This is a genomic window from Sphingomonas sp. PvP055, from assembly GCF_040546365.1.
GTDB lineage: Bacteria > Pseudomonadota > Alphaproteobacteria > Sphingomonadales > Sphingomonadaceae > Sphingomonas > Sphingomonas echinoides_A.
Genome location: NZ_JBEPNS010000001.1, coordinates 1130705 through 1152305 on the forward strand (window position 1 = coordinate 1130705; position 21601 = coordinate 1152305).

19 protein-coding genes and 1 tRNA gene are annotated in these 21601 nt (G+C 65.6%); 5 read left to right on the forward strand and 15 right to left on the reverse strand.

The annotated features are described in order from the left end of the window. The first annotated feature begins 106 nt into the window (after window positions 1-106). Both ABIC16_RS05555 and ABIC16_RS05560 read left to right on the forward strand, forming a co-directional pair. Window positions 107-1294, forward strand: coding sequence for a CaiB/BaiF CoA transferase family protein (locus ABIC16_RS05555; RefSeq protein WP_354290355.1), 1188 nt, complete (start codon window positions 107-109; stop codon window positions 1292-1294). Beyond that, window positions 1291-2073: an enoyl-CoA hydratase gene (locus ABIC16_RS05560; protein ID WP_354290356.1), complete on the forward strand. Its 783-nt coding sequence runs from the start codon at window positions 1291-1293 to the stop codon at window positions 2071-2073. Before ABIC16_RS05555 ends, ABIC16_RS05560 begins: the two co-directional genes overlap by 4 nt. Before the next feature lie 25 nt (window positions 2074-2098). On the opposite strand, the gene ABIC16_RS05565 is transcribed toward ABIC16_RS05560, so the two are convergent. From ABIC16_RS05565 to ABIC16_RS05580, 4 genes are read right to left on the reverse strand one after another with little or no spacing between them, the layout of a single operon-like run. Beyond that, a complete protein-coding gene (locus ABIC16_RS05565; RefSeq protein WP_354290357.1) occupies window positions 2099-2551 on the reverse strand; it encodes a c-type cytochrome in 453 nt (150 codons plus the stop codon). Beyond that, window positions 2548-4695 (reverse strand): outer membrane protein assembly factor BamB family protein, encoded by a 2148-nt coding sequence (locus ABIC16_RS05570; protein ID WP_354290358.1) that lies wholly within the window; start codon window positions 4693-4695, stop codon window positions 2548-2550. Before ABIC16_RS05570 ends, ABIC16_RS05565 begins: the two co-directional genes overlap by 4 nt. Window positions 4696-4750: 55 nt before the next feature. Continuing rightward, a complete protein-coding gene (locus ABIC16_RS05575; protein WP_354290359.1) occupies window positions 4751-6235 on the reverse strand; it encodes an NAD-dependent succinate-semialdehyde dehydrogenase in 1485 nt (494 codons plus the stop codon). A 15-nt stretch (window positions 6236-6250) separates the two neighbouring features. Then, window positions 6251-7303: an iron-containing alcohol dehydrogenase gene (locus ABIC16_RS05580; RefSeq protein WP_354290360.1), complete on the reverse strand. Its 1053-nt coding sequence runs from the start codon at window positions 7301-7303 to the stop codon at window positions 6251-6253. Here ABIC16_RS05580 and ABIC16_RS05585 point away from each other — a divergent pair. Further along, entirely contained in the window at window positions 7302-7436 is a 135-nt protein-coding gene (locus tag ABIC16_RS05585) for a hypothetical protein (RefSeq protein WP_354290361.1), read from the forward strand. The genes ABIC16_RS05580 and ABIC16_RS05585 overlap by 2 nt on opposite strands. Window positions 7437-7483: 47 nt before the next feature. Here ABIC16_RS05585 and ABIC16_RS05590 read toward each other — a convergent pair whose 3' ends face one another. The 5 genes from ABIC16_RS05590 to ABIC16_RS05610 form a co-directional block, all read right to left on the reverse strand. Beyond that, window positions 7484-7909 (reverse strand): c-type cytochrome, encoded by a 426-nt coding sequence (locus tag ABIC16_RS05590; RefSeq protein ID WP_354290362.1) that lies wholly within the window; start codon window positions 7907-7909, stop codon window positions 7484-7486. Next, window positions 7906-9225: an MFS transporter gene (locus tag ABIC16_RS05595; protein WP_354290363.1), complete on the reverse strand. Its 1320-nt coding sequence runs from the start codon at window positions 9223-9225 to the stop codon at window positions 7906-7908. The genes ABIC16_RS05590 and ABIC16_RS05595 overlap by 4 nt, the downstream gene beginning before the upstream one ends. Then, window positions 9222-10568, reverse strand: a complete 1347-nt coding sequence (locus ABIC16_RS05600; RefSeq protein ID WP_354290364.1) for an amidohydrolase family protein — start codon at window positions 10566-10568, stop codon at window positions 9222-9224. Before ABIC16_RS05600 ends, ABIC16_RS05595 begins: the two co-directional genes overlap by 4 nt. A 155-nt stretch (window positions 10569-10723) precedes the next feature. Then, window positions 10724-11362, reverse strand: a complete 639-nt coding sequence (locus tag ABIC16_RS05605; RefSeq protein ID WP_354290365.1) for a GntR family transcriptional regulator — start codon at window positions 11360-11362, stop codon at window positions 10724-10726. Window positions 11363-11683: 321 nt separating this feature from the next. Continuing rightward, window positions 11684-11774 (reverse strand) — tRNA-Ser (locus ABIC16_RS05610). 121 nt (window positions 11775-11895) lie between these two features. Here ABIC16_RS05610 and ABIC16_RS05615 point away from each other — a divergent pair. Further along, window positions 11896-12792, forward strand: a complete 897-nt coding sequence (locus ABIC16_RS05615) for a peptidylprolyl isomerase (protein ID WP_354290366.1) — start codon at window positions 11896-11898, stop codon at window positions 12790-12792. A 15-nt stretch (window positions 12793-12807) separates the two neighbouring features. On the opposite strand, the gene ABIC16_RS05620 is transcribed toward ABIC16_RS05615, so the two are convergent. From ABIC16_RS05620 to ABIC16_RS05635, 4 genes are read right to left on the reverse strand one after another with little or no spacing between them, the layout of a single operon-like run. After that, window positions 12808-13410, reverse strand: coding sequence for an ABC-type transport auxiliary lipoprotein family protein (locus tag ABIC16_RS05620; protein ID WP_277970183.1), 603 nt, complete (start codon window positions 13408-13410; stop codon window positions 12808-12810). Next, entirely contained in the window at window positions 13407-14378 is a 972-nt protein-coding gene (locus ABIC16_RS05625) for an MlaD family protein (protein WP_277970184.1), read from the reverse strand. The genes ABIC16_RS05620 and ABIC16_RS05625 overlap by 4 nt, the downstream gene beginning before the upstream one ends. A 3-nt stretch (window positions 14379-14381) precedes the next feature. Further along, the gene (locus ABIC16_RS05630; RefSeq protein WP_277970185.1) at window positions 14382-15215 is read right to left on the reverse strand and encodes an ABC transporter ATP-binding protein; all 834 of its coding nucleotides are present in this window, start codon (window positions 15213-15215) and stop codon (window positions 14382-14384) included. Continuing rightward, window positions 15215-16312: an ABC transporter permease gene (locus ABIC16_RS05635; RefSeq protein WP_277970186.1), complete on the reverse strand. Its 1098-nt coding sequence runs from the start codon at window positions 16310-16312 to the stop codon at window positions 15215-15217. Before ABIC16_RS05635 ends, ABIC16_RS05630 begins: the two co-directional genes overlap by 1 nt. 62 nt (window positions 16313-16374) lie before the next feature. On the opposite strand from ABIC16_RS05635, the gene ABIC16_RS05640 reads away from it, so the two are divergent. Further along, a complete protein-coding gene (locus ABIC16_RS05640) occupies window positions 16375-17046 on the forward strand; it encodes an HAD family hydrolase (RefSeq protein WP_277970187.1) in 672 nt (223 codons plus the stop codon). A gap of 22 nt (window positions 17047-17068) precedes the next feature. Here ABIC16_RS05640 and ABIC16_RS05645 read toward each other — a convergent pair whose 3' ends face one another. Together ABIC16_RS05645 and ABIC16_RS05650 are read right to left on the reverse strand one after the other, a co-directional pair. Beyond that, on the reverse strand, window positions 17069-18343 hold the full coding sequence (locus ABIC16_RS05645; RefSeq protein WP_354292265.1) for a DUF445 domain-containing protein: 1275 nt from the start codon (window positions 18341-18343) through the stop codon (window positions 17069-17071). A gap of 87 nt (window positions 18344-18430) precedes the next feature. After that, window positions 18431-21598: an efflux RND transporter permease subunit gene (locus tag ABIC16_RS05650; protein WP_277970188.1), complete on the reverse strand. Its 3168-nt coding sequence runs from the start codon at window positions 21596-21598 to the stop codon at window positions 18431-18433. Between the last annotated feature and the right edge of the window lie 3 nt (window positions 21599-21601).

The window sequence follows — 21601 nt, forward strand, 5'->3', positions numbered from 1 at the left end:
GTGCATTGTTTCGATTATGGGAGGATGCTAGCAACCTGTCGGATCATATACAATATGATCCGGAGCGTTCGTCGGCTAAAGGCGAGTTTCAAGGGGAGAAAACCGGATGCCAAACTTGCCGCTCGCGGGTCTGCGTGTACTCGACATATCGCAGGTCATGGCCGGACCGTTCTGCTGCATGCTGCTTGGCGACATGGGCGCGGACGTGATCAAGATCGAACCCCCGCGCGTCGGCGATTCGACGCGGCATTCCATGGGGTTCCGCCTGAAGGGCGAGGACAGCCCGGGTTTCCTGGCGCTCAACCGCAACAAGCGCAGCATCACGCTCGATCTCAAGGACGATGCCGACCGCGAGGTGCTCTACGCGCTGGTCAAGACCGCCGACATCGTCGTCGAGAATGCGCGTCCCGGCGTGTCGAAGCGGCTTGGCATCGATTACGACACCCTCGCGGCGATCAACCCGCGACTGATCTACGCGAGCATCTCGGGGTTCGGCCAGACCGGGCCCTGGGCGCAGCGTCCCGGGTTCGACCTGATCGCGCAGGCGATGTCGGGCGTGCTCAGCTCCAACGGTTTTCCGGGCATGGAGCCCGCCAAGAATTCGATCGCGGTCGCTGATCTCGGGGCGGGGCTGTTCTCGGTTTACGGGATCCTCAGTGCTGTGATCGGGCGGCAGACCTCGGGGCAGGGGCAATATATCGATGCGTCGCTGCTCGAGGCCGCGATGGGCCTGTCGATCTGGGAAACGACCGAATTGTGGGGCACGGGCAAGTCGCCGACGCCGATCGGTTCGGCCAATCGGATGTCCGCGCCGTATCAGGCGGTGCTCGCGTCGGACGGCTGGTTCGTGATCGGCGCGGCGAATCAGGGATTGTGGCTCAAGTTCATCGCGGTGATCGGGCGCGCCGAGCTGCAGGATGATCCGCGCTATGCCAACAACGCCAACCGCGTCGCCAACCGGCTGGTGCTGATCGAGGATCTCGCGCCGACCTTCCTGACGCGGACCAAGCAGGAATGGATCGACGCATTGCTCGAAGCGGGCGTGCCCGCCGCGCCGATCCTCGATTACGGCGAGGCGGTCGAGAGCGAACAGGCGATCGCGCGCGACATGGTCCAGATGATCCCGCATCCGGTCGAGGGTCAATTCAAGGCGCTCGGCTTTCCGGTCAAGATGCGCGGCACGCCGCAGGAAGTTCGCCTGCCGCCACCGCTGATCAACGAACATAGCGCGGAGATCCGGCGCGAACTGGTCGAGCGCGGGTTGCTTGCCGCCGAGCCGGAGACGGCGGAATGAGCGCGGCACAGCTTCTGTTCGAGCGCGACGGTCATGCCGCGCATATCCGGTTCGACAATCCGTCCGCGCACAATGCGCTGACCGGCGAAATGTGGATCGCGCTGCGTGATGCCGCACGCGCGATTGCGGCGGACCCGGCAATCCGTGTCGCGACGTTCCGCGGGGTTGGGGGGAAGGCGTTCATCTCGGGCACCGACATCAGCAAGTTTGCGGACTTCACCACGGGCGCGCAGGGCGTCGCCTATGAGCGCGAAATCGACGAATGCATGGCGGCGGTGGATGCGATCCCCTGCACCACGATCGCGATCGTCGAGGGCTGGGCGGTCGGCGGGGGGCTCAATATCTCGTCCGCCTGCGACTTCCGCATCGCCACCAGCGATGCGCGGTTCGGCTCGCCGATTGGGCGGACGATCGGCAATTGCCTGTCGGCGGCGAGCGTCGCGCGGATCGGGGCTGCGGTCGGGGTGCAGTTCGCCAAGCGGATGGTATTGCTCGGCCAGTTTCTAACTGCGGAGCAATTGCTCGACAGCGGCTTCCTGCTCCAGATCGTAGAGCGCGATGCGATCGACGCTGAAGTTGCGGCACTGTGTGCTCGCGCGATCGAGAATGCGCCGCTGACGACGCGCGTCACCAAGGAAACGATCCGTCGCATGACCCACGCGGATCTGCCCGCGATCGAGGATCTGATCGACCAGGTCTATGGCAGCGCGGATTTCCGGAGGGGTGTCGGCGATTTTCTCGCACGGACCAAGCGCGTCCCCGACTGGACCGGCGACTGAGCGTCACCGGTCCGTCGGGGTCCGATCAGGCGGGCTTCTGCGCGATGATCTTGACGTTGGACATCATCGGCGCAGCGGGTGGCAACGCGACCTCGCCGGCGGGAAAGCCGTTCGACTGTAAAACATAAGCCTCGATATCCGACACCGTGCGCCCGCTCAGGCTGCCCGGCGCACTGAGTGGCATCGTCGTCTTGATCCGGGTAAACAGATCGCCCGCCGAGGTATTGTTCCAGTTGTTGAGAAAGCCGGCGCCGGTCAGCGCAGGCGCAACGTCGATCCCGGCAAGGCTTTCGCCGTGGCAGGCCGCGCAGCTCTCCGCATAGGCCGCCTTGCCGCGAGTCGCCTGCTCCGCCGTATAAGCACCCGTCCAGACGGTCTTCTCCGCCGTTTGCGCGCGCGTCGCGACCGCTCCGCCAAACGCAATCATGCTGGCGACAGCGATCATCCCGGTCGTGGTCATCTTGAACTGGGCCATCATGCTTTTCCTGGAAGACGGTACGCGATTAGCTCGGCGCTGGTGTTGCCACCGCCGGTTGCTACGACAATATATTGTTTTCCTTCAAGGCGATAGGTCATTGGCGAGCCGCTTTGCGGGGCGGGCATGTAGACGGCCCCCTTTTCCTCGCCAGTCGCCTTGTCATACGCGCGCAGCATCGCGCCGCGGATGCCATATTCATTCGTGTAGAACCCGGCCTCGCCACAAATCACCAATGTCTTGGTCAGTAGCGGCCCGAGATTGCCTGCCCGACCGGTGCGCGGGATCTTGAGTCCCTTGAGCGCGGGGTGGTTGCGGATGTTGTCGGGGGTCTCGCCGTGCGCGACCTGCCATTTGAGATCGCCCTTGGTGAGATCGATCGCGGTGATCCGGCCGTACGGCGGCTTGAGCAGCGGCAATCCCTTGATCGCAAGGAACCCGGGAGGAAGGCTTCCGCCGGGGCGACCGCCGGGTCCGCCGCCGGGTTGTCCGCCGGGACGCGGTACGCCGGGAGGCGGGCCGTCGGGGCCGAGCATCCCGCCATAGCCGCCGCCACCCGCTGCGCCCATGTTCGTCTGCGGTCGTGGTGTGGCACCCGCAATGCCGTGGATTTGCGGAAACTGCGAAACCTTGTCGTTGGCGTTGGGGACGATCCCGATCACGCTCGGCTGGTTCTTCGAATAGACGTAGACGATGTGCGTTTCAGGATCGTAGCAGCCGCCCGGCCAGTTGGTCCCGCCCTGGATGCCGGGGTTTGTAATCGTCCCCCAGCGCCCCGGCTTGCTCACGACAGGCGGCGTATAGAGCGGCCCGATCTTGTAATTCTTGACGAATTCCACTGCCTCGGCGCGCAGCTCTGGCGTGAAGTCGATCAGATCGTCGATCGTGACGCCCTGCACGTCATACGCAGGCGGCTTGGACGGGAACGGTTGCGTCGGCGCGTACCATTCGCCGGGAACGTCCCCCGCCTCGACTTTGCGTTCCGAGATCGGCCAGATCGGCTTTCCCGTCTCGCGGTCGAGCACATAGAGGAACGCCTGCTTGGTCGGCTGCGCGAGCGCCTTGACCATGCGGCCCCTGACCGGAATGTCGCACAGGATCGGGGCACACGGGATGTCGCGGTCCCACAGGCCGTGATGGACGAACTGGTAATGCCATTTGCGCACCCCCGTCTCCAGGTCGAGCGCGACGAGCGACTCCCCGAACAGCGCATTGCCGCGGCGGAACATCCCCATCTCGTCCCCGGTCGGCAATTCTACAGGCACATAGACCAGCCCGAGCCCCTCGTCGGCGGACATTTCCGCCCATACGCCGGCATTGCCCGCTTCGTCCGCGTCGCCGTTGATCCAGCTGTCGTAGCCGAACTCGCCCTTCCGCGGGATCGTGTGGAAGATCCACTTGCGCTTGCCGGTGCGCACGTCGAACCCGCGGACATAGCCTTTGACGTTCTTGCGCACCGTCGGCACGTCGCCCGCGCTGTGTGCCGCACCGACGACGACCGTGTTGCGCGCGATCAGCGGGGTGGCGTGCAATCCGACATCCGCGGTCTCGACATCGAGCTCCTGGTCGAAGTCGCGTTTGAGGTCGACGATCCCGTTGGTCCCGAACGCCGGGTCGGGGATTCCCGTCGCGGCATCGAGCGACACGAGCTGATAGCCAGTCGTGACATACAGAATCCGTTCGAGCGTCCCGTCGGTCCAGTAGGACACGCCATGCCCCGACAATTGCCGCGGCGAGTTGAGCGCGCGCTGCCCCTCGTCGAGCCGGTGCATCCACAGCAATTCGCCCGTCGCGGCGTCGATCGCGATACAATCGCGGCGCGATCCTGCGGGCAGGTACAGCCGTCCCTTGATCAGCAACGGCGTCGGCTCGAACTGGAATTCCTTGCGTGCGCCGAGCACGTCGGTCTTGAAACTCCACGCGACTTCGAGGTCCGAGAAGTTCTCCGCGGTGATCTGCGCGAGCGGCGAATAGCGCGTATTGGCCTGGTCGGCGGCGTAATGCCGCCATTCGGTGTCCTTGCCGTCGTCTTGGGCGGGCTGCGGGGCCTGCAACGGCGCAAAGGCGAGCGTGGGGGTGCCGAACCCTGCCGCGACGACGGTCGCGGCAGTGCCGCCCAAGAGTCTGCGTCGAGATATATCCCACATCGCGCGTGTTTCCTCTCCAATCATCCCAATTCAGCGATGAGCCTGTATCCGGCTCTTACCAGCTGACGGCGATGTACTTGATCTCGCAATATTCGATCAGTCCGTGATGCGATCCCTCGCGTCCAAGACCGCTTTGTTTCATGCCGCCGAACGGCGCCGCCGCATCCGAGACCAGCCCGCGATTGACCGCGACCATCCCGCATTCGATCCGCTCGGCGATCTGCAGCGCCTTTTTCAGGTCTTCCGAATAGACATAGGCCGCCAGACCATATTCCGTGGCATTCGCCAACCGGATCGCGTCTTCGGGGTCGTCGAACGGGATGATCGCGGCGACCGGACCGAACACTTCGTCCTCGAGAATGTCCGACCCCGGCTGGACGTTGGCGATCACCGATGGCGGATAGAAGAACCCTTCGCGCTCCAGCGTCTTGCCGCCGAGCCGGACGTCCGCGCCCTTGGTGACGGCGTCCGCGACCAGCCGCTCGATCTTGTCGATCGATGCCTGGTTGATCATCGCGCCGCACTGCGTCGCGGCGTCGCACCCCGCGCCGACCGTCATCGCGCCCATCCGCGCAACGAGCTTCTCGACGAACCGGTCGTGGATCCCGCGCTGGACGTAGAAGCGGTTGGCGGCGGTGCAGGCTTCGCCCGCGTTGCGCATCTTGGCGACCATCGCGCCCTCGATCGCCGCGTCGAGATCGGCATCGTCGAACACGAGGAACGGCGCGTTGCCGCCGAGTTCCATAGAAGCGCTGACCACGGTGTTCGCCGCTTCGCGCAGGAGGATCCGCCCGACTTCGGTCGATCCGGTGAACGAGAGTTTGCGGACGCGCGAATCGTTGAGGATCGCGCTGCATATCGGGCCGGGGTCGCTGGCGTTGAGGACGTTGATGACGCCTGCCGGAACGCCCGCGCGGCGCATGATCTCCGCCACCGCAAGGGCGGTCAGCGGGGTTTCCTCGGCAGGCTTGAGGATGCAGGTACAGCCCGCAGCGAGCGCAGGGGCGATCTTGCGGGTCGCCATCGCCGCGGGGAAATTCCACGGCGTGATCAACAGTGCGACGCCGATCGGCTGGTACTGCACGAGGATGCGGTTCGCGCCGCCGGGGGCGATCCCCATCTCGCCGGTGATGCGCACGGCTTCCTCGGCATACCAGCGGAAGAATTCGGCGGCATAAGCGACTTCGCCGCGCGCATCGCTCAGCGCCTTGCCGTTTTCGAGCGAGATCAGCTGTGCGAGCCATTCCTGCTCGGCCATCATCGCATGGAAACAAGCGAGCAGGATGTCGGCGCGTTTGCGCGGCGGTGTCGCCGCCCAGCCCGCGGCGGCGGCAGACGCCGCGTCGACCGCGGCAATGCCTTCGGCGACGCTGCCATCGGCGACCGCGGTCAGCGTCTCGCCGGTCGACGGATTGATGATGTCGATCCGCGCGGCGGTGGCGGAATCGACCCAGGCGTCGCCGATCAGCAATCCGGTCGGGATCGCGAACGGGGCCGGGCGGTTGCCGGCGGCGGGGGGCGTATAGCTAAGCGAGGTCATGCGGAAATCCTGATCTCAAGCAGCGACGAGCGACGCACGGTCGCCCGCGAACGCCGCGCGGGTAATGGTGGTCATGGCGGGCAGGTCGAGCGGGCGCGGGTTGTTCTTGATCAGCCGCGCCGCATCGAGCGAATGTTCGGCGACGAAATCCTGCTGGTCTGCACGCAGCCCTAGCGCTTCGAGCGAGAGTGGAATGTCGATCCGCGCGAACAGGTCGGCGACCGCGTCGATGAACGCTTGCGACCGGGCTGCTTCGTCTTCGCCCGTCAGCCCGATCAGTTCGGCAAGCTCGGCGAACGCGGGCGCGCACGCCGGGCGGTTGAACTGCATGACGAACGGCAGCAGCGTCGCGACGCCGAGCCCGTGCGCGGTATGCGTCAGATTGCCGACCGGATATTGCAGCGCATGGGCCGCCGCAGTCCCCGCCGTGCCGAAAGCGCACCCCGCCGCGAGTGAGGCGAGCATGATCCCCTCGCGCGCCTCGATATCGCTGCCGTCGCGATACGCGCGTTCGAGATATTTAAAGACGTTGGTGACCGCGAGTTTCGCCATATGGTCGGACAGCACGTTCTTGCCGACGAACACATGCTCCTCGGTCAGCATCGCGTCGATTGGCCGTGCGAGCGTCGTGAACGCCTCGACCGCGTGGGTCAGCGCGTCCGATCCCGAGAAGGCGGTCAACGCGGGGGGGCAGGTGACCGTCAGCTCGGGGTCGCAAATCGCGACTTGCGGGATCAGATGCGGGCTTGCGATCCCGACCTTCGCGCCGCGCTCTTCGTCGGCGACGACCGCAACCGGAGTCACTTCGGATCCGGTACCCGACGTGGTCGGGATCGCGATCAGCGGGATGACCGGGCCGGGCACCGCGAACTCGCCATAATAATCGCGCACGCTGCCGCCATGCGTCAGCAGCACCGCAACGACCTTGGCCAGGTCGATCGAGCTGCCGCCGCCGACGCCGATGACCACATCGGGCGCGAACGCGCGGACCTGGTCGATACAGGTGTCGATCGACTGCAACGGCAGATCGGGGATCGTGCCGTCGAAGACGTGGCGTTTCGACGCCATGCGCCGCGAGATCGGCGAGCATCGCGGCGAACTCGGGTTGCGCCGCCTGGCGTTCGTCGGTGCACAGCAACGCGCGCCGACCGACCCGTGCGGTCGTCGAGCCGAGCGCGGCACGCTGGCCGCGCCCGAATAAAATGCTCCGCGGAAGCCGCAGCGCGCCGAACATGGGGGGGGTGTCGTTCACTTTTTCGTGCCGCCTGCTGTTTTGAGATATGCGATGACGTTGGCGCGATCCTGCGGATCGCCGACCGGGGGGGCCATCATCTTGGTGCCGGGCACGACCTTGGTCGGCGCCGACAGGTATCGCGAAAGCGTGGCGTCGTCCCACTTGAGCCCCGACGCCTTCATCGCGGGCGAGTAGGGATAGCCGGGGAGCGTGCCCGCGCGGCGGCCGTGAACGCCGGAGAGGTTCGGTCCGATCCCGCCGGTCGCCGCCGGGTCGACCCGGTGGCACGCGGCACAGCGTGCGAACACCGCCTTGCCCTTGACCGCATCGCCCGCCGCGGGGGCGGCAACGCTCGGCGACACCGGCATCGCGCCTGCCAGCGCGGCGAGGGCGAGACCGAAGGATGCTGGAAACATCCGTCGGTACGGACGCGGCATCATGCAGGTTCCTCCGCAAGCCGATACATTGGCTTGGACGCGTCGATCGTGAACGACAGCAGGCAGGCGACGAGCGCGAGCCCGGCAATGACCGCGAAGGCCGAGGCCCAGCCGTAGTGGGTCGCCAGCCACGCGGTCAGCGCGACCGCGATCGCCGCGCCGATGTTGCCGGTGGTATTCATCACCGCAGAGACCGAGCCGGCAAATTCGCCGCCGACGTCGAGCGTCACCGCCCACGATACGCCCACCGTCAGTTCAAGCGCGAACAGCGCGAGCGCAAACCAGGCGATGCTTACCTCGGGGGCTTCGGTATACGCCGCAAACAGCACCGCGATCGAAGAGACGAAAAAGCCTCCGGCGAGGACGGCGCGCCGCGCGAACTTCACGTCGCCGGTCCGCTTGAGCAATGTATCCGACAGCACGCCGCCCGAAATGTCGCCGATCAGGCCAGCGACGAACGGCAGGCTCGCGAAAAGGCCGAGCTTGGCGAGCTCGATCCCGCGCGCGGCATTGAGATATTTCGGAAACCAGCTGAGGAAGGTGCCGATGTCATAGGCGTAGCAGAAGTACATCGCGGCCAGCAGCCACATCTGCCGGTTCGACAGGATCTGCTTCCACGGCACCGCGCGTTTGCCGGTCTTGAACGGGCCGAGCGCGTCGGTGATCCTGGCCAGCTCGGCTTCGTTGACCCGCGCGTGTTCGCCGGGCGTGTTGCGATAGAAGGCATACCAGCCGATCGCCCACAGGATGCCGACCGCGGCGAAGATCAGGAACGGCAGCCGCCAACCGAGCGACGACATGCCGATCAGCGCCACCACCACTACCGGTGTGATCGCCGCTGCCGAACGGGAGCCGGCGTGCGTCGTACCCTGCGCGATCGCGCGCTCCGACGGCAGCATCCAGCGCGACAGCGCGCGGTTGGCGATCGGGAAGGAGCCCGCTTCGCCCATGCCGATCAGAAACAGGAAGACGGCCATCGATGTCGCCGACCAGGACAGGGTCGTCAGCGCGGTCAGCGCCGACCACCAGACCACCACGCAGGTCAGCGCGGTGCGTGGCCCCACCTTGTCCCCGAACCAGCCGCCGGGGATCTGGAACAACGCGTAGGCAATGCTGTAGCTGAACAGCACCCAGCCCATCGTGATCGTGTCGAAGGAGAACTCCTTCTCGATGAACGGCGTTGCCACGGACAGCAGCACGCGATCGAGATAGGTGATGAAATACGCGGCGACGACGCACGCCAGCACGAGATACCGCGTGCGGCTGGCCTTGAGACGCGTGCCGACGGAGCCGAGGATCGCGGCCCGGGCGCCGGTCATTGAACCGCTGGCCCGCAGGCATCCGCTGCGCGCCCGATGCAAGTCTGCCAGATCGTCGGAACCTTGCGGCCTGCGATATAGACCGCGTTGATCGCGCGGGTGTTGCGGATATCCGCGACCGGATCACGATCGAGCACCAGCAGGTCGGCCCATTTGCCCTTTTCGATCGTGCCGGTCTGCGTCGTGCCGAGGAACTTGGCATTGGTGCCGGTCGCCGCGGTGAGCGCCTGGAGCGGGGTGACGCCCGCCTTGACCATCAGCTCGAGTTCCCAATGCGCGAAATAGCCGGGGAAGCGCGCGGACGGCCCACTGTCCGTGCCCATGCCGTAGGCGACGCCATTCTTCGCTTGCGTCGCGAAGTTCGCCATCGCGTTGCTGAACGCCGCTGGGTATTTGGGAAAGAGTGGCGAACTGCCGAGCTTCTGCTGCCGCGCAGGTGCCTTGAGCGCGGCGATCGTCGTCGGCGCGACTCCGCGTGCAAAGAACGGATCGTCGACGAACGGGAGCAGCGTATAGGTGAACGACGCCTCGCGGCTGAGCGTGGAGGCAAGCTGCCACGTCCCCCGCGCCTTCATCGTGCGCGACAGTTCGGGCCCGGCGGTGCGGTCGCGGATCTGGTGCATGAAGACGTCGATGCCCTCGCGCGTCAGTTCGGCGGCATTGTCATAATAGAAGATGTGCCCGGCGGTCTTCTTGCCCGCCTTGTGCGCGGTATCGATCACCGCCTTGCTCATCGCGTAGGGCATGCGTTCGGCGATCGTCGAAAATTCGTCGTCCATCCACAGCTTGATGAAGTCGTCGCCTTTTGCGACTTCGCGCGTCACCATGGCGCTCGCTTCGGCGGGGGTCGCGACCATCTGGTCGAGCCCGGGTACGCCGCCATAGCTCCCCTTGAACACCACTCCGCGGCCCGCGGTATAGGCGCGCGCCATGTCGATCCGCCCGATGCGCCGCTGGTCGGCGATGACGTCGTGGATCGCATCGCCGTCGGTGCCGAGCGTATAGACCGACGTGACGCCATAAGCGGCGTACAGGTGGAGCTGTCGTTCGATATTCGCGCGATTATAATATTTCGCGTAATTCTGGTCGACGCCATCGACCAGCCCAAGGTGGACGTGGCTGTCGATGATCCCGGGCATCAGATATTTGCCACGAAGATCTTCGGTCGTCGCAGACTTGGGGGCGGGCGCTTTGGCCGCCGGGCCGACCCAGCGGATCCGGCCGTCGACCAGGACCAGCGACTGATCCGTGACCGGTGCGCGCCCGGTCCCGTCGATCAGCGTGAAATGCTCGAGCACCACGGTTTGCGCGTGCGCGCTACCCGCAAGGAGCAGCGCGGACATGGCCAGACCAACGCTTGCTGCTCTTCGCTTTGATGGATCTCGCCGCCGTTGCAGCATCGATCGCCTCTCCCATTCATATCCTATAGGATTTGAGTAGGTTGTAGGTTCGGTGGTGTCAAGCGTAGTGAGGTGCTTACCGGGACCTGTCCTCGACGTTATTCGTCGGTCGCGGCGAGTACCCGATCCATGCGTTGCTGCGAACATTCCAGATGTCGTCGCACCGCCTGCTCAGCCGCACCGGGATCGTGTGCAACCAGCGCATCGATGATCAAACGATGCTCAGCCGCAGCCTCTTGCGGCGCGTTGGTGTGATAGAGGGCACGGAAAATATGGAGATGCGCGTGCAGCCGTTCGATCGTCTCCGCGATCAACCGGTTGCCGCTGCCGGTTGCAATCAGCCGGTGGAGCGTCGCATCCGCCTCGGCAAATCGGGAATAGGCATGCGCATCCCCGTCGGCGATGCTCGACATGTCGCGACCGACTGCCTCAAGGATCGCGATCGACTCGTCGGTCATTGCTTGCGCCGCGCGCGCTGCCGCATAGGGTTCGATGAGCTGGCGCAGCGTGTAGAGGTCGCGAACGTCCTCCCGCGACATTTGCGCACTCGCGCGGTAGCCCACGTTGGGCAATTTGGTGACGAGCTTCTCCGCCTCGAGTTGGCTCAGCGCCTCGCGGATCGGCGTTTGCGAAATGCCGAGCTGTCGCGCCACGGCGTCGATCGCGATCCGCTCTCCGGGGGCAATCTCGAGGCTCATCAGCATCGCCAGCAGGTGCTGATACGCATGCTCTACCATGGTTGGACCGGCTGTGTTGCGGGGCCCTCGTAGTCCGGAATGCGAGGGAGCGTGTCGGCTTACGGGCGGTACATTCGTCGTCATACCAGTTTAATATAGGATTCGCTGATCCAGCGGAAGCTGAACGCCCGTATTCTTCGTATTTTCGCGTCGCGATCGATACTGCCCGTCGCGTCGCTGATCCCGTGCTGCCGGTACAGGTCTGTTGCCTTCATGCCCCCCGCACGGGCGCGCATCTCCCCGCGAACCATGCCTCGAGTGGGCAAGCGAATGGCGACGCGGGATAAATCTCGAAGAGGCGCCTTGGACGCAGAAGGCAAGTGGCGGAGCGGGAGGGATTCGAACCCTCGATACGCTTTTGACGTATACTCACTTTCCAGGCGAGCGCCTTCGACCACTCGGCCACCGCTCCGCATGTCCTGGACAGATGCGTGGCCCTAGAGGGTCGGCGGCGGCTGTGCAAGCGTGCCGATCGACGTCGCGCAAATCAGCGGGGATTGCGCTGCGGCGGACGCGCATGTCACCATGCCGAAATGATCCTGTTTCCCCATCTCCTGTCGATAACCGCCGCGGCCCAGGCCGTGCCCGCACCGTCAAAACCGACCGCGACGCAGATCGCCGCGGCGGCGCCCGCTGCGGCATGGGGGGCGATCAAGCCCGAGGATCTGCTGCTGATTGATTTTGCCGACGGGCAGCGCAGCGTGATCTGGCTCGCGCCTGAATATGCGCCGGTGCACGTCGCGAACATCCGCATCATCGCGCGTAGCGGCTGGTGGAGCGATGCGACGGTGTACCGCGTCCAGGACAATTACGTCACCCAATGGGGCGATGCGACCGAGAAGAAGCCCCCCGCCGCCGGGATCACCCGGCGACCCCCGGCGGAATATGAGTGGGCGTGGGGCGCGCATGGCCAGATCGTGGCCAATCCGTTCCGCGATGCCTATGCGTCGCGGACCGGGTTCAGCGCGAGCGGCTGGCCGCTGGCGGGGGATGGCAAGCGCCAATGGCTGCCGCATTGCTACGGCATGGTCGGCGTCGCGCGCGATCTTGCGCCCGATACGGGGACGGGCGGGGACCTGTACACCGTGATCGGCCATGCGCCGCGGCATCTCGATCGCAACATTGCGGTGGTCGGACGGGTGATCGACGGGATGGGGGCGCTGTCGGCGTTGCCGCGCGGGACTGGCGGGGGGCTGGGCCTGTACGAGGACCCGAAGATGCGCGTGCCGATCAAGCGGATCACGATCGCGGCGGACCTGCCGCCCGCCGAGCAGGTCGCGTATGAATTCCTGCGCCCCGGGACACCCGCCTTCACCGCCACGCTGGAGGCGCGCGCCAATCGCGGGCTGCCGTTCTTCACCGTCCCGGCGGGGACGGCGGACCTGTGCAACCTGATGGGTCCGGTACGGAAAATGACGCCGACCGGGTAAGGGGACGGCGCTTCGTTAGCGCCCGACCCAGTCCGCCACTTCGACCGCAACCTGATTGGCCGCTGTGTTGAGCGCAGCGCCAACCGGACCCGCCTCGATCTTGCTGACCGGCACACGCGCTTCGAAACGGCGCTTCTCGACGACCTTGCCAGTGCTGCGGATCAGGGATCCGTCAAAGGAGACGATCGCCATGTTGGTGCCCGCATCCACGCCGAACGACCGCAATTCCCCCGACAACACCGCGCCCGGATCCGAGAAGGATTGCGCGCTGCTCAACACGATTCGCCCGGTGCGTGGCGGAAGCGTATCCGACAACAGCCGTGCGAACATCCGCGACGGCGGCTCGACCCATTGCGCGTTGGCGACATAGGCGATCGTCGTCGTGCTGGATTGCACCGGTACGCGCACGCCCGAGATCGACTGCGCGACGGCGGGGACCTGGATCGTGATCGTCGGCGACGTGCTCGACGACTGCGTCTGGTTGACCGGCAGCGTGTTCGCGGAGGTCAGCGTCATCAGGAAGGGCGGCGGCTTGGCGCCAAAGCTGATGCAGCCGGACAGCGAGGCCAGCGCGGCCACGGCGAGCAGCGATTTCGAGGTCGAACGGATCATGGTCACTGTCCCTTTCCGGGCTTGTAATCAGGCAGCTTCGATTGGCCGACCAGCGCCCCCGCGCCGCCACGATCGACCTTTTCGGCGACCGAGGTGAGCGCCATCGACATCTGCCGCAGGTCGTGAACGAGCTGGCCGACCTCGGGGATCGTCTGCTTCGAGAAGGCCTGGAGCCCCGGGCGCGCATCGCCGATCGCCGCATCGAGCGTCTCGGCACTATGCTGCGCCGAGGCGATCGTCTTGTTGAGGTTGGCCATCACCGGCTTGACGTCGTCTTTGAGCACGCCGTTGGTCGTATCCGCCAACTGCCCGATCTGCTGGGCGGCAACGCCCGCCTTCTGGATCGCAAGCCGCGTCTCTGCCAGCGTCGCCGCGATTTCAGGACCCCGGTCTGCCAGCGCCGCGCTCAGGCGGTTGGTGTTGGCGAGGATGCCCTGGATCGACTGCTGGTTCTTGTCGGAAAGCATGTCCGACAGCCGCTCGGTCAGTGTCGAGATCCGCTCGAGCAATTGCGGCGCCGAGCTCAGCAACGCGCCGAGGCCACCCGGCTTGGTCGGGATCGTGGGTACGCCGTTGGGGCAATCCGCGAGCGGGTTCTCGGCCGGGCAGGTGATCGGCGGCGCACCCTTGACCGCGCCATCGAGCTGGACCGTGCTGGTGCCGGTGAAGCTGCCCTGCAACGAGGCCGTCGTGCCGATCAGGATTGGCGTGTCGGGGTTGACGCTGATGCGGACGCGGACGAGCGAGGGATCGGGCTTCCACAGCGCGATTTCCTTGACCTGCCCGGACACGACGCCCGAGAAGGCGACGCCCGACCCCTTCGCCAGGCCGTCGACCGACTGCTTGAAGAAGATGTCATATTCCTTGTCGGTGGCGGTGCCCCAGCGCAGGATCCAGACCAGGAACAGCAGCATCACCGTCAGCAGGATGAGCACGACCGAGCCGACCAGCACATGGTTCGAGCGGGTTTCCATCAGCTATTGCCCTTCCGCTGCAGCGTCAGCATGTTCGTTGCGCTCCAGTGTCGCCACTGCGGCCCGGCCGCGCGGGCCCTTGAAATATTCCTGGATCCACGGATGGTCCAGCGCGAGGAGTTCGTCGATCGTCCCGACCGCGATCACCTTCTTGTCCGCCAGCACCGCAATCCGATCACAGATCGCATAGAGCGTATCCAGATCGTGCGTGATGAGGAAGACCGTCAGGCCCAGCGTCTTTTGAAGCGACCGGGTGAGTTCATCGAACGCCGCCGCCCCGATCGGGTCGAGCCCGGCGGTCGGTTCGTCGAGGAACAGCAGTTCGGGGTCCATCGCCAGCGCGCGCGCGAGTCCTGCGCGTTTGCGCATCCCACCCGACAGTTCGGACGGATATTTAGGACCGGCATCAGCGGGAAGGCCAGTCATCACCACCTTGTAAGCGGCGATCTCGTCGAGCAGCGCAGGGTCGAGCCCCGGATAGAATTCGCGCAGCGGGACCTGAACGTTCTCCGCCACGGTCAGCGTCGAGAACAGGGCACCGCCCTGAAACAGCACGCCCCAGCGCTTCGTCAGGTCGGCCAGCTCGGTCGTCTCGCGATTGAGCGTGGATTCGCCGAACACCTCGATCGATCCCGATTTCGGCGTCTGCAGCCCGATGATCGACCGCATCAGCACCGACTTGCCCGTACCCGACCCGCCGACGACGCCGATGATCTCGCCACGCCGGACCGACAGGTTGACGCCGTCGTGGACCAGCTGTTCGCCGAACCCGTTGACGAGATCGCGCACCACGATGACGTCGTCGTTCTCTTTGCCTTTTGCGTTGCCGGTTTCCATCACACCCACCCGATCGAGGTGAAGAACACCGCAAAGAACGCGTCGAGCACGATCACGAGGAAAATCGCCTGAACCACCGCGGCGGTCGTGCGCGTGCCGACTTGCTCGGCATCGCCCTCCACCAGCATCCCCTGGAAACATCCGGCCATCGCGATAATCAGCCCGAAGAACGGCGCCTTGATCAGCCCGACGTACAGATCGGTGACCGGCACGACTTCGCGGATGCGCTGGACGAAGGTTACGGGGGGAATGTCGAGCGAAATCCAGCACAGCAGCCCGCCGCCGACGATCGCGATGATCGACGCGTACATGCCGAGCAGCGGCATCATCACGACCGACGCGATCACGCGCGGCAACACCAGCGCCTCCATCGGTGAGACACCAATCGTGCGCATCGCATCGATTTCCTCGGTCAGCTTCATCGTGCCCAATTGCGCGGCGAACGCCGAGCCCGACCGGCCCGCGACCATGATCGCGGTCATCAGCACGCCGAGTTCGCGCAAAGTGAGTCGCCCGACCAGATTGATCGTGAACACTTCGAACCCGAATTGCTGCAACTGGACCGAGCCCTGCTGTGCGATCACGATCCCGATCAGGAAGCTCATCAGGCCGATGATGCCAAGCGCGGTCACGCCGACGACTTCGAACCGCTGGACGATCGCGTTGAAGCGAAAGCGTTGGGGGTGAGTCGCGACATTCCAGAAGGCGATCAGCGTCGCGCCGAAAAAGCCGAGCAGGCCGTACAGGGTCTGACCTGACTGAACCACCGCATCGCCCAATTCGCCGACCACGCGCTGGAAGCTGCCGACCGGGGCGGGCCGCATCGCGACGGGTTGGTCGGCTTTGGCGACCTGTTCGAGCAGATGTTCGCCGTCCGCATCGAGCCCGATGATGTCGGCCTGATGCTGCGCTGCGAATCGATGGACGACCCAGGCACCGACCGTGTCGATCCGGTCGACGCCACTCAGGTCGACATGCGCGACCTTTTCGGTGGAATCGCGGAGGCGTTCGGGCAGGTCGCCGATCCGGGCGAGCACGAGGCTGCCGGTGAAGCGTACCGTGTCGCTGTCTTGGGAGAAGGCGGCCGTGTCGGTCATGCGCGCCTTCCTTGCTGCAATCGGGGTGGATCGGCAAGCGTTGGTGTGGTTTGAACGCCGCTATGCACCAACTTGCCGTCTATGACATGGACAAGACCCTTACCTACGCCCCGACCTGGACCCCATTCCTGGTCGCCACCGCGCGCGCAAATGCGCCGTGGCGGCTTGCTCTGTTCCCGATCGTGGCAGTGGCGGGGCTCGGCTACACGCTGCGCCTGATGGGCCGTGCGCGGTTGAAGGAAATTGCGCAGCGCTTGCTGCTCGGTGGCAACATGACCGAAGCCGACGCGACGCGTGCCGCGAATCGCTTCGCTGCAACCGTCGCCGAATCGGGGGTTTATGCCGGCGCGCGTGATCAGATCGCAGCGGACCGCGCGGCGGGCTACCGGATCGTCATGGCGACCGCGTCGTATGGGTTTTACGCCGAGGCGATCGCGGAGCAACTCGGGTTCGACGCGGTGATCGCCACCGGCGTGGTGCGGGAGAATGGCCGAGTCCGCGCTCGGATCGACGGCGAGAATTGCTACGGTCCCGCCAAGTTGCGCATGATCGAGGCATGGATGGCGGGGCAGGGGATCGCGCGCGACGACGCGGTGATTCGGTTCTATTCCGATCATGCTTCCGATGCACCCGCGCTCGAATGGGCGGACGTCGGGATCGCGGTGAACCCGCATCCGCCGCTGCGCGCGATGGCCGCGCTGCGCGGGTGGGCGGTCGAGGACTGGAAGCGGTAACGCAGCGCTGGCGTGTTGAGCGTCACAGGGCTGTGTCGATCGCGTGGATCGCGAGACCGACCAGACCGCCGACGATCGTTCCGTTGACGCGGATATATTGCAAGTCCTTGCCGACCGCATTCTCCAGCCGCCGCGTGATCGTCTGCGCGTCCCAGCCCTGAACCGTTTCCGACACCAGGCGAACGATCCCGTCGCCATAGTCCGCCGCAAGGCCGACCACCGCGCGCCGCACGAACCGGTTGATCGTCAGGCGCAACCGCGGGTCGGTCTGGAGCGTCCCGCCCAATTGGCGCAGCGCATCCCCGACCGGTCCCGCCAGCACGCGATCGGGATCGCGCGCGAGCTTGAGCATGCCGGTGCGTGCCTGCTCCCATAGCCCGTCGAGCCAGCGTTGCATCGCGGGATTGTCGATGATCTCGCCCTTCACCGATGCGACGCGTTCGCGCATCCGCGGATCGTGCATCAGATCCTGCGCGAGCGTGGCGAGCCCTTCCTCCGCCTTTTCGCGCAGTGGGTGGTCCGGGTCCTCGGCAATTCCGGAAAGCAGCCCGTTCAGTCCGGCGATGATCTTGTTCGCCAGCGTTTCGTCGAGCCCGGTCCAGCGCATGACGGACCCCGACCGTTCGCTGACCATTGCGCGGACCAGATGCTCATTCGCCTCCAGCACCCGCGCGGCCCAGCGCACGATTCCGTCGAGCAGCGGGAGGTGGCGGTCCTCCGCGATCGCCGCGGTCAGCGCCTGGCCAAGCAGCGGCGCTGCATCGAGCGCGCGCAGGCGCTGCCCGATCCCGGCCTTGACCATCCCGCCGAGCCGCTGCTGATCGAACGCCTCGAGCATATGCGCGGCCAGCCGCGACGCACCCCGCCGCAGCCGCCCGTCGCCACCGGGCGGGTTGGCGAGCCAGCGCCCCGCCGCGCCCGCAATGTCCAGCCCGTTCATCCGCCGCGCGACGACGCGCGGGATCAGGAAGTTGTCGCGCAGGAAGGCAGCGAGCGTGGTGCCGATGCGATCCTTGTTGCGCGGGATGATCGCGGTGTGCGGGATGGGGAGGCCGAACGGATGGCGGAACAGCGCGGTGACCGCGAACCAGTCGGCTAGCCCGCCGACCATTGCCGCCTCGGCAAAGGAACGGACGAAGCCCATTGTCGTGCCAAACTGGGTTCGCGGGTCGTAGAGCGTGCGCGCCACGAAAAAGGTGATCGCCATCGCCACGAGCAGCCCGCCGGCGATCCAGCGCATTCGCACCAACCCCGCCGGAGGTGCCTCGAACGCACGGGGAGGGGGGACACGTCGCATCACGGGACCAATCCCCCAAGCCGCGGATTGTTCAAGCGTCGATACGCCCAAGCAACGTTTTTTCCGCGGAATGGGGGGCTACGGCGCCTATTCGGCCGGCTGCGGCTTGTCGTCACCGGGGTGGTACGGAATCCGCCCGGGGTCGCCCGGCCCCAGCTGCGGCGGGGTCGGCGGACGATGTTCGATCAGCGGGCCGCCATCGTCGCCGGGACGATAGGTGAGCAGGCGCCGCCGCAATACCGGCCCGACCCGGCTTTCGATCCCGACCGCGAGGCTGAAGCTTGCGGGCACGATCAGCAGCGTCAGCACGGTCGACAGGATCAGCCCGCCGATCACGGTGATCCCCATCGGCACGCGCGACGATCCGTCGCCGGTCAGCGCGAGCGCAGTCGGCATCATCCCCATCACCATCGCGACGGTGGTCATCACGATCGGCTGCGCGCGCTTGTGCCCGGCATCGATGATCGCGGTGACGACGTCGACGCCCTTGTTCATTTCCTCGAGCGCAAAGTCGACCAGCAGGATCGAGTTCTTGGCGACGATCCCGAGCAGCATGATCAGCCCGATATAGACTGGCATCGAAATCGGCGTTCCGGTGACGGCAAGCCCGATCAATCCGCCGAGGGGCGCCACAAGCAGCGACATAATGTTGATGAACGGCGGCAAAAGGCGACGATACAGCAGCACAAGGACGGCAAAGAGCAGGAAAATGCCGGCAACCAGCGCGATAATGAAGTTCTGAATCAGCTCTTCCTGCCACTTGGACTCGCCCAGCACGAGCTCCTTCACCCCGATCGGCATCGTCTTGAACAGCGGAAGGTTGTGGATCTCCTTCTGCGCAGTGCCGCTGACGACGCCGGGCGCGAGATCGGCACCGATCGTCAACTGGCGCTGCTGTGCGACGCGTTCGATCTTGGTCGGCCCGGCCCCGAAGCCAATGTCCGCGACGACGCTCAACGGCACCGATCCGCCGCTCGCAGTCTGCACCGGCAGGTTCTGGATCGTCGACAGCCGCTGGCGCGAGTCCTGGTCGAGCGCGACGCGGATCGGTATCTGACGGTCGGACAAGGAGAATTTCGCGCTGTTCTGGTCAATGTCGCCCAGCGTCGCGATCCGGATCGCACTGGACATGGCGGCGGTGGTCACCCCCATGCTCGCGGCGAGGTCCATGTGCGGCGTGATGACGATCTCGGGCCGCTTGAGGTCACCGCTGATGCGGGGCGCGACCAGATCGGGCAACTTGCTCATCTCCTCGACCAGCTTGGCACCGGTTTCGGCGAGGATCTTGGGATCGTCGCTGCCGAGCGTGATCGTCAGCGCACGGCCAGCGCTGCCCCAGCCGCTCGACGAACGGAACGAGACCCGCGCGTCGGGGATCGTCTGGAGCGTCGGCGCGAGCGCACGTTCGAAATCGTAGCTCTTCATCGTGCGCTCTTCCTTCGGCTTGAAGATCGCGGTGACGCGACCGTTGCCGACGAAGGCGCGGGAATAGACCGACTCGATGCTCGGTTGCTTTTGCAGGATGTCAGCGACTTGCGCGACGACCGCCTTGGTCTCGGCAAGCGTCGTGCCCGGCACCATTTCGATCGTCGCGGTGCTCGAATCGCTGTCACGCAGCGGCTGGAACGTCGCCGGGATCGACATGAACAGATAGATCGTCGCGCCGAACGCGACCGCACCCGCAAGGATCGCCGACCAGCGATGCAGCAGCGTCCAGCGCAGGATCGCCATGTAGCGATCCATGATCCAGCCCTCGCCATGCGAGGCCTCGCCATGCGCCTTGAGGAAATAGGCGGCGAGCATCGGCGTGATGAGGCGCGCGACCGCAAGGCTCATCAGCACCGATGCCACGACGGTCAGGCCGAAGTTTTTGAAGAACTGGCCGGAAATGCCCGGCATTAGGCCGACCGGGAGGAACACCGCGACGATCGCCATGGTCGTCGCGAGCACCGCGAGGCCGATCTCGTCGGCGGCGTCGATCGACGCCTGATAGGCGGATTTGCCCATGCGCATGTGCCGGACGATGTTCTCGATCTCGACGATCGCGTCATCCACCAGCACGCCCGCAACGAGGCTGAGCGCCATCAGCGTCATGTTGTTGAGCGTGAAGCCGAGCAAATCCATGACCCAGAAGGTCGGGATCGCCGACAGCGGGATGGCGAGCGCGGAAATGATCGTCGAGCGCCAGTCGCGCAGGAAGACGAACACGATGACGACCGCGAGCAACGCGCCCTCGACCATCGCTTCCATCGCCGAATCATATTGCTGCTTGGTGTATTTGACCGAGTCCGAGATGCGCTTGAAATGCACCTTCGGGTTGCGTGCCTCGAGCGCGGCGAGCTTCTTCTCGGCTTCCTCGAACACGGTGACGTCCGACGCGCCCTTGGCGCGCTGGAAATCGAACGACAGCACTTGCTGCCCGTTGAGCGCGGACGACGAGCGTTGCTCGGCGTACAAATCCTGCACACGGCCAAGGTCGGCAAGCTTGAGCGTCTGGCCGAGGCCGGTGGCGATTTGCGTCTGGCCAAGCTGGTACGCGCTCTGTGCGTTGCCGAGCACGCGGACCGACTGTTCGGATCCTGCCAGCTGCGCGCGGCCGCCCGCGGCGTTGAGATTGACCTGACGCAACTGCTGGTTGACTTGCGACGCGGTCAGACCGTGCGCGGAGAGTTTCGCGGGATCGAGGATGACGCGGATCTCGCGATCAACGCCGCCGTTGCGTTGCACGCCGGCAAGGCCGGGCACCGACAGCAGTTCCTTCGCGACGTTGTTGTCGATGTACCAGCTGAGCTGCTCGACCGTCATGTCGGTGCTGATCGCGGCATAGCTCGCGAGATCGTTGCCGGTGGTGTTGGCGCGCATGATCTGCGGCTCGAGGATGCCGTCGGGCAAGTTGCTGCGGATCTGCGCGACCGCCGAGCGGACGTCCTCGACCGCGCGGTCGATCGGCGTGCCGATCGCGAGCTGGACGACGGTTTCCGACTGGCCTTCGGTCACGGTCGAATCGATCTCGTCGATTCCCTGGAGGCTGCGGAGTGCGGCTTCGACGCGCTGGGTAACCTGCGTCTCGAGTTCGGTCGGCGCGGCGCCGGGCTGGCTGATTTCGACGATGACGACCGGAAAATCGATGTCAGGCTGGTTGTTGACGTCGAGCCGGGTGAAGCTGACGATGCCAGCCATCGTCAGCATGAAGAACAGGACCAGCGACGGGACCGGGTTGCGGATCGACCAAGCCGAGATGTTCCGGAAGCTCATCGT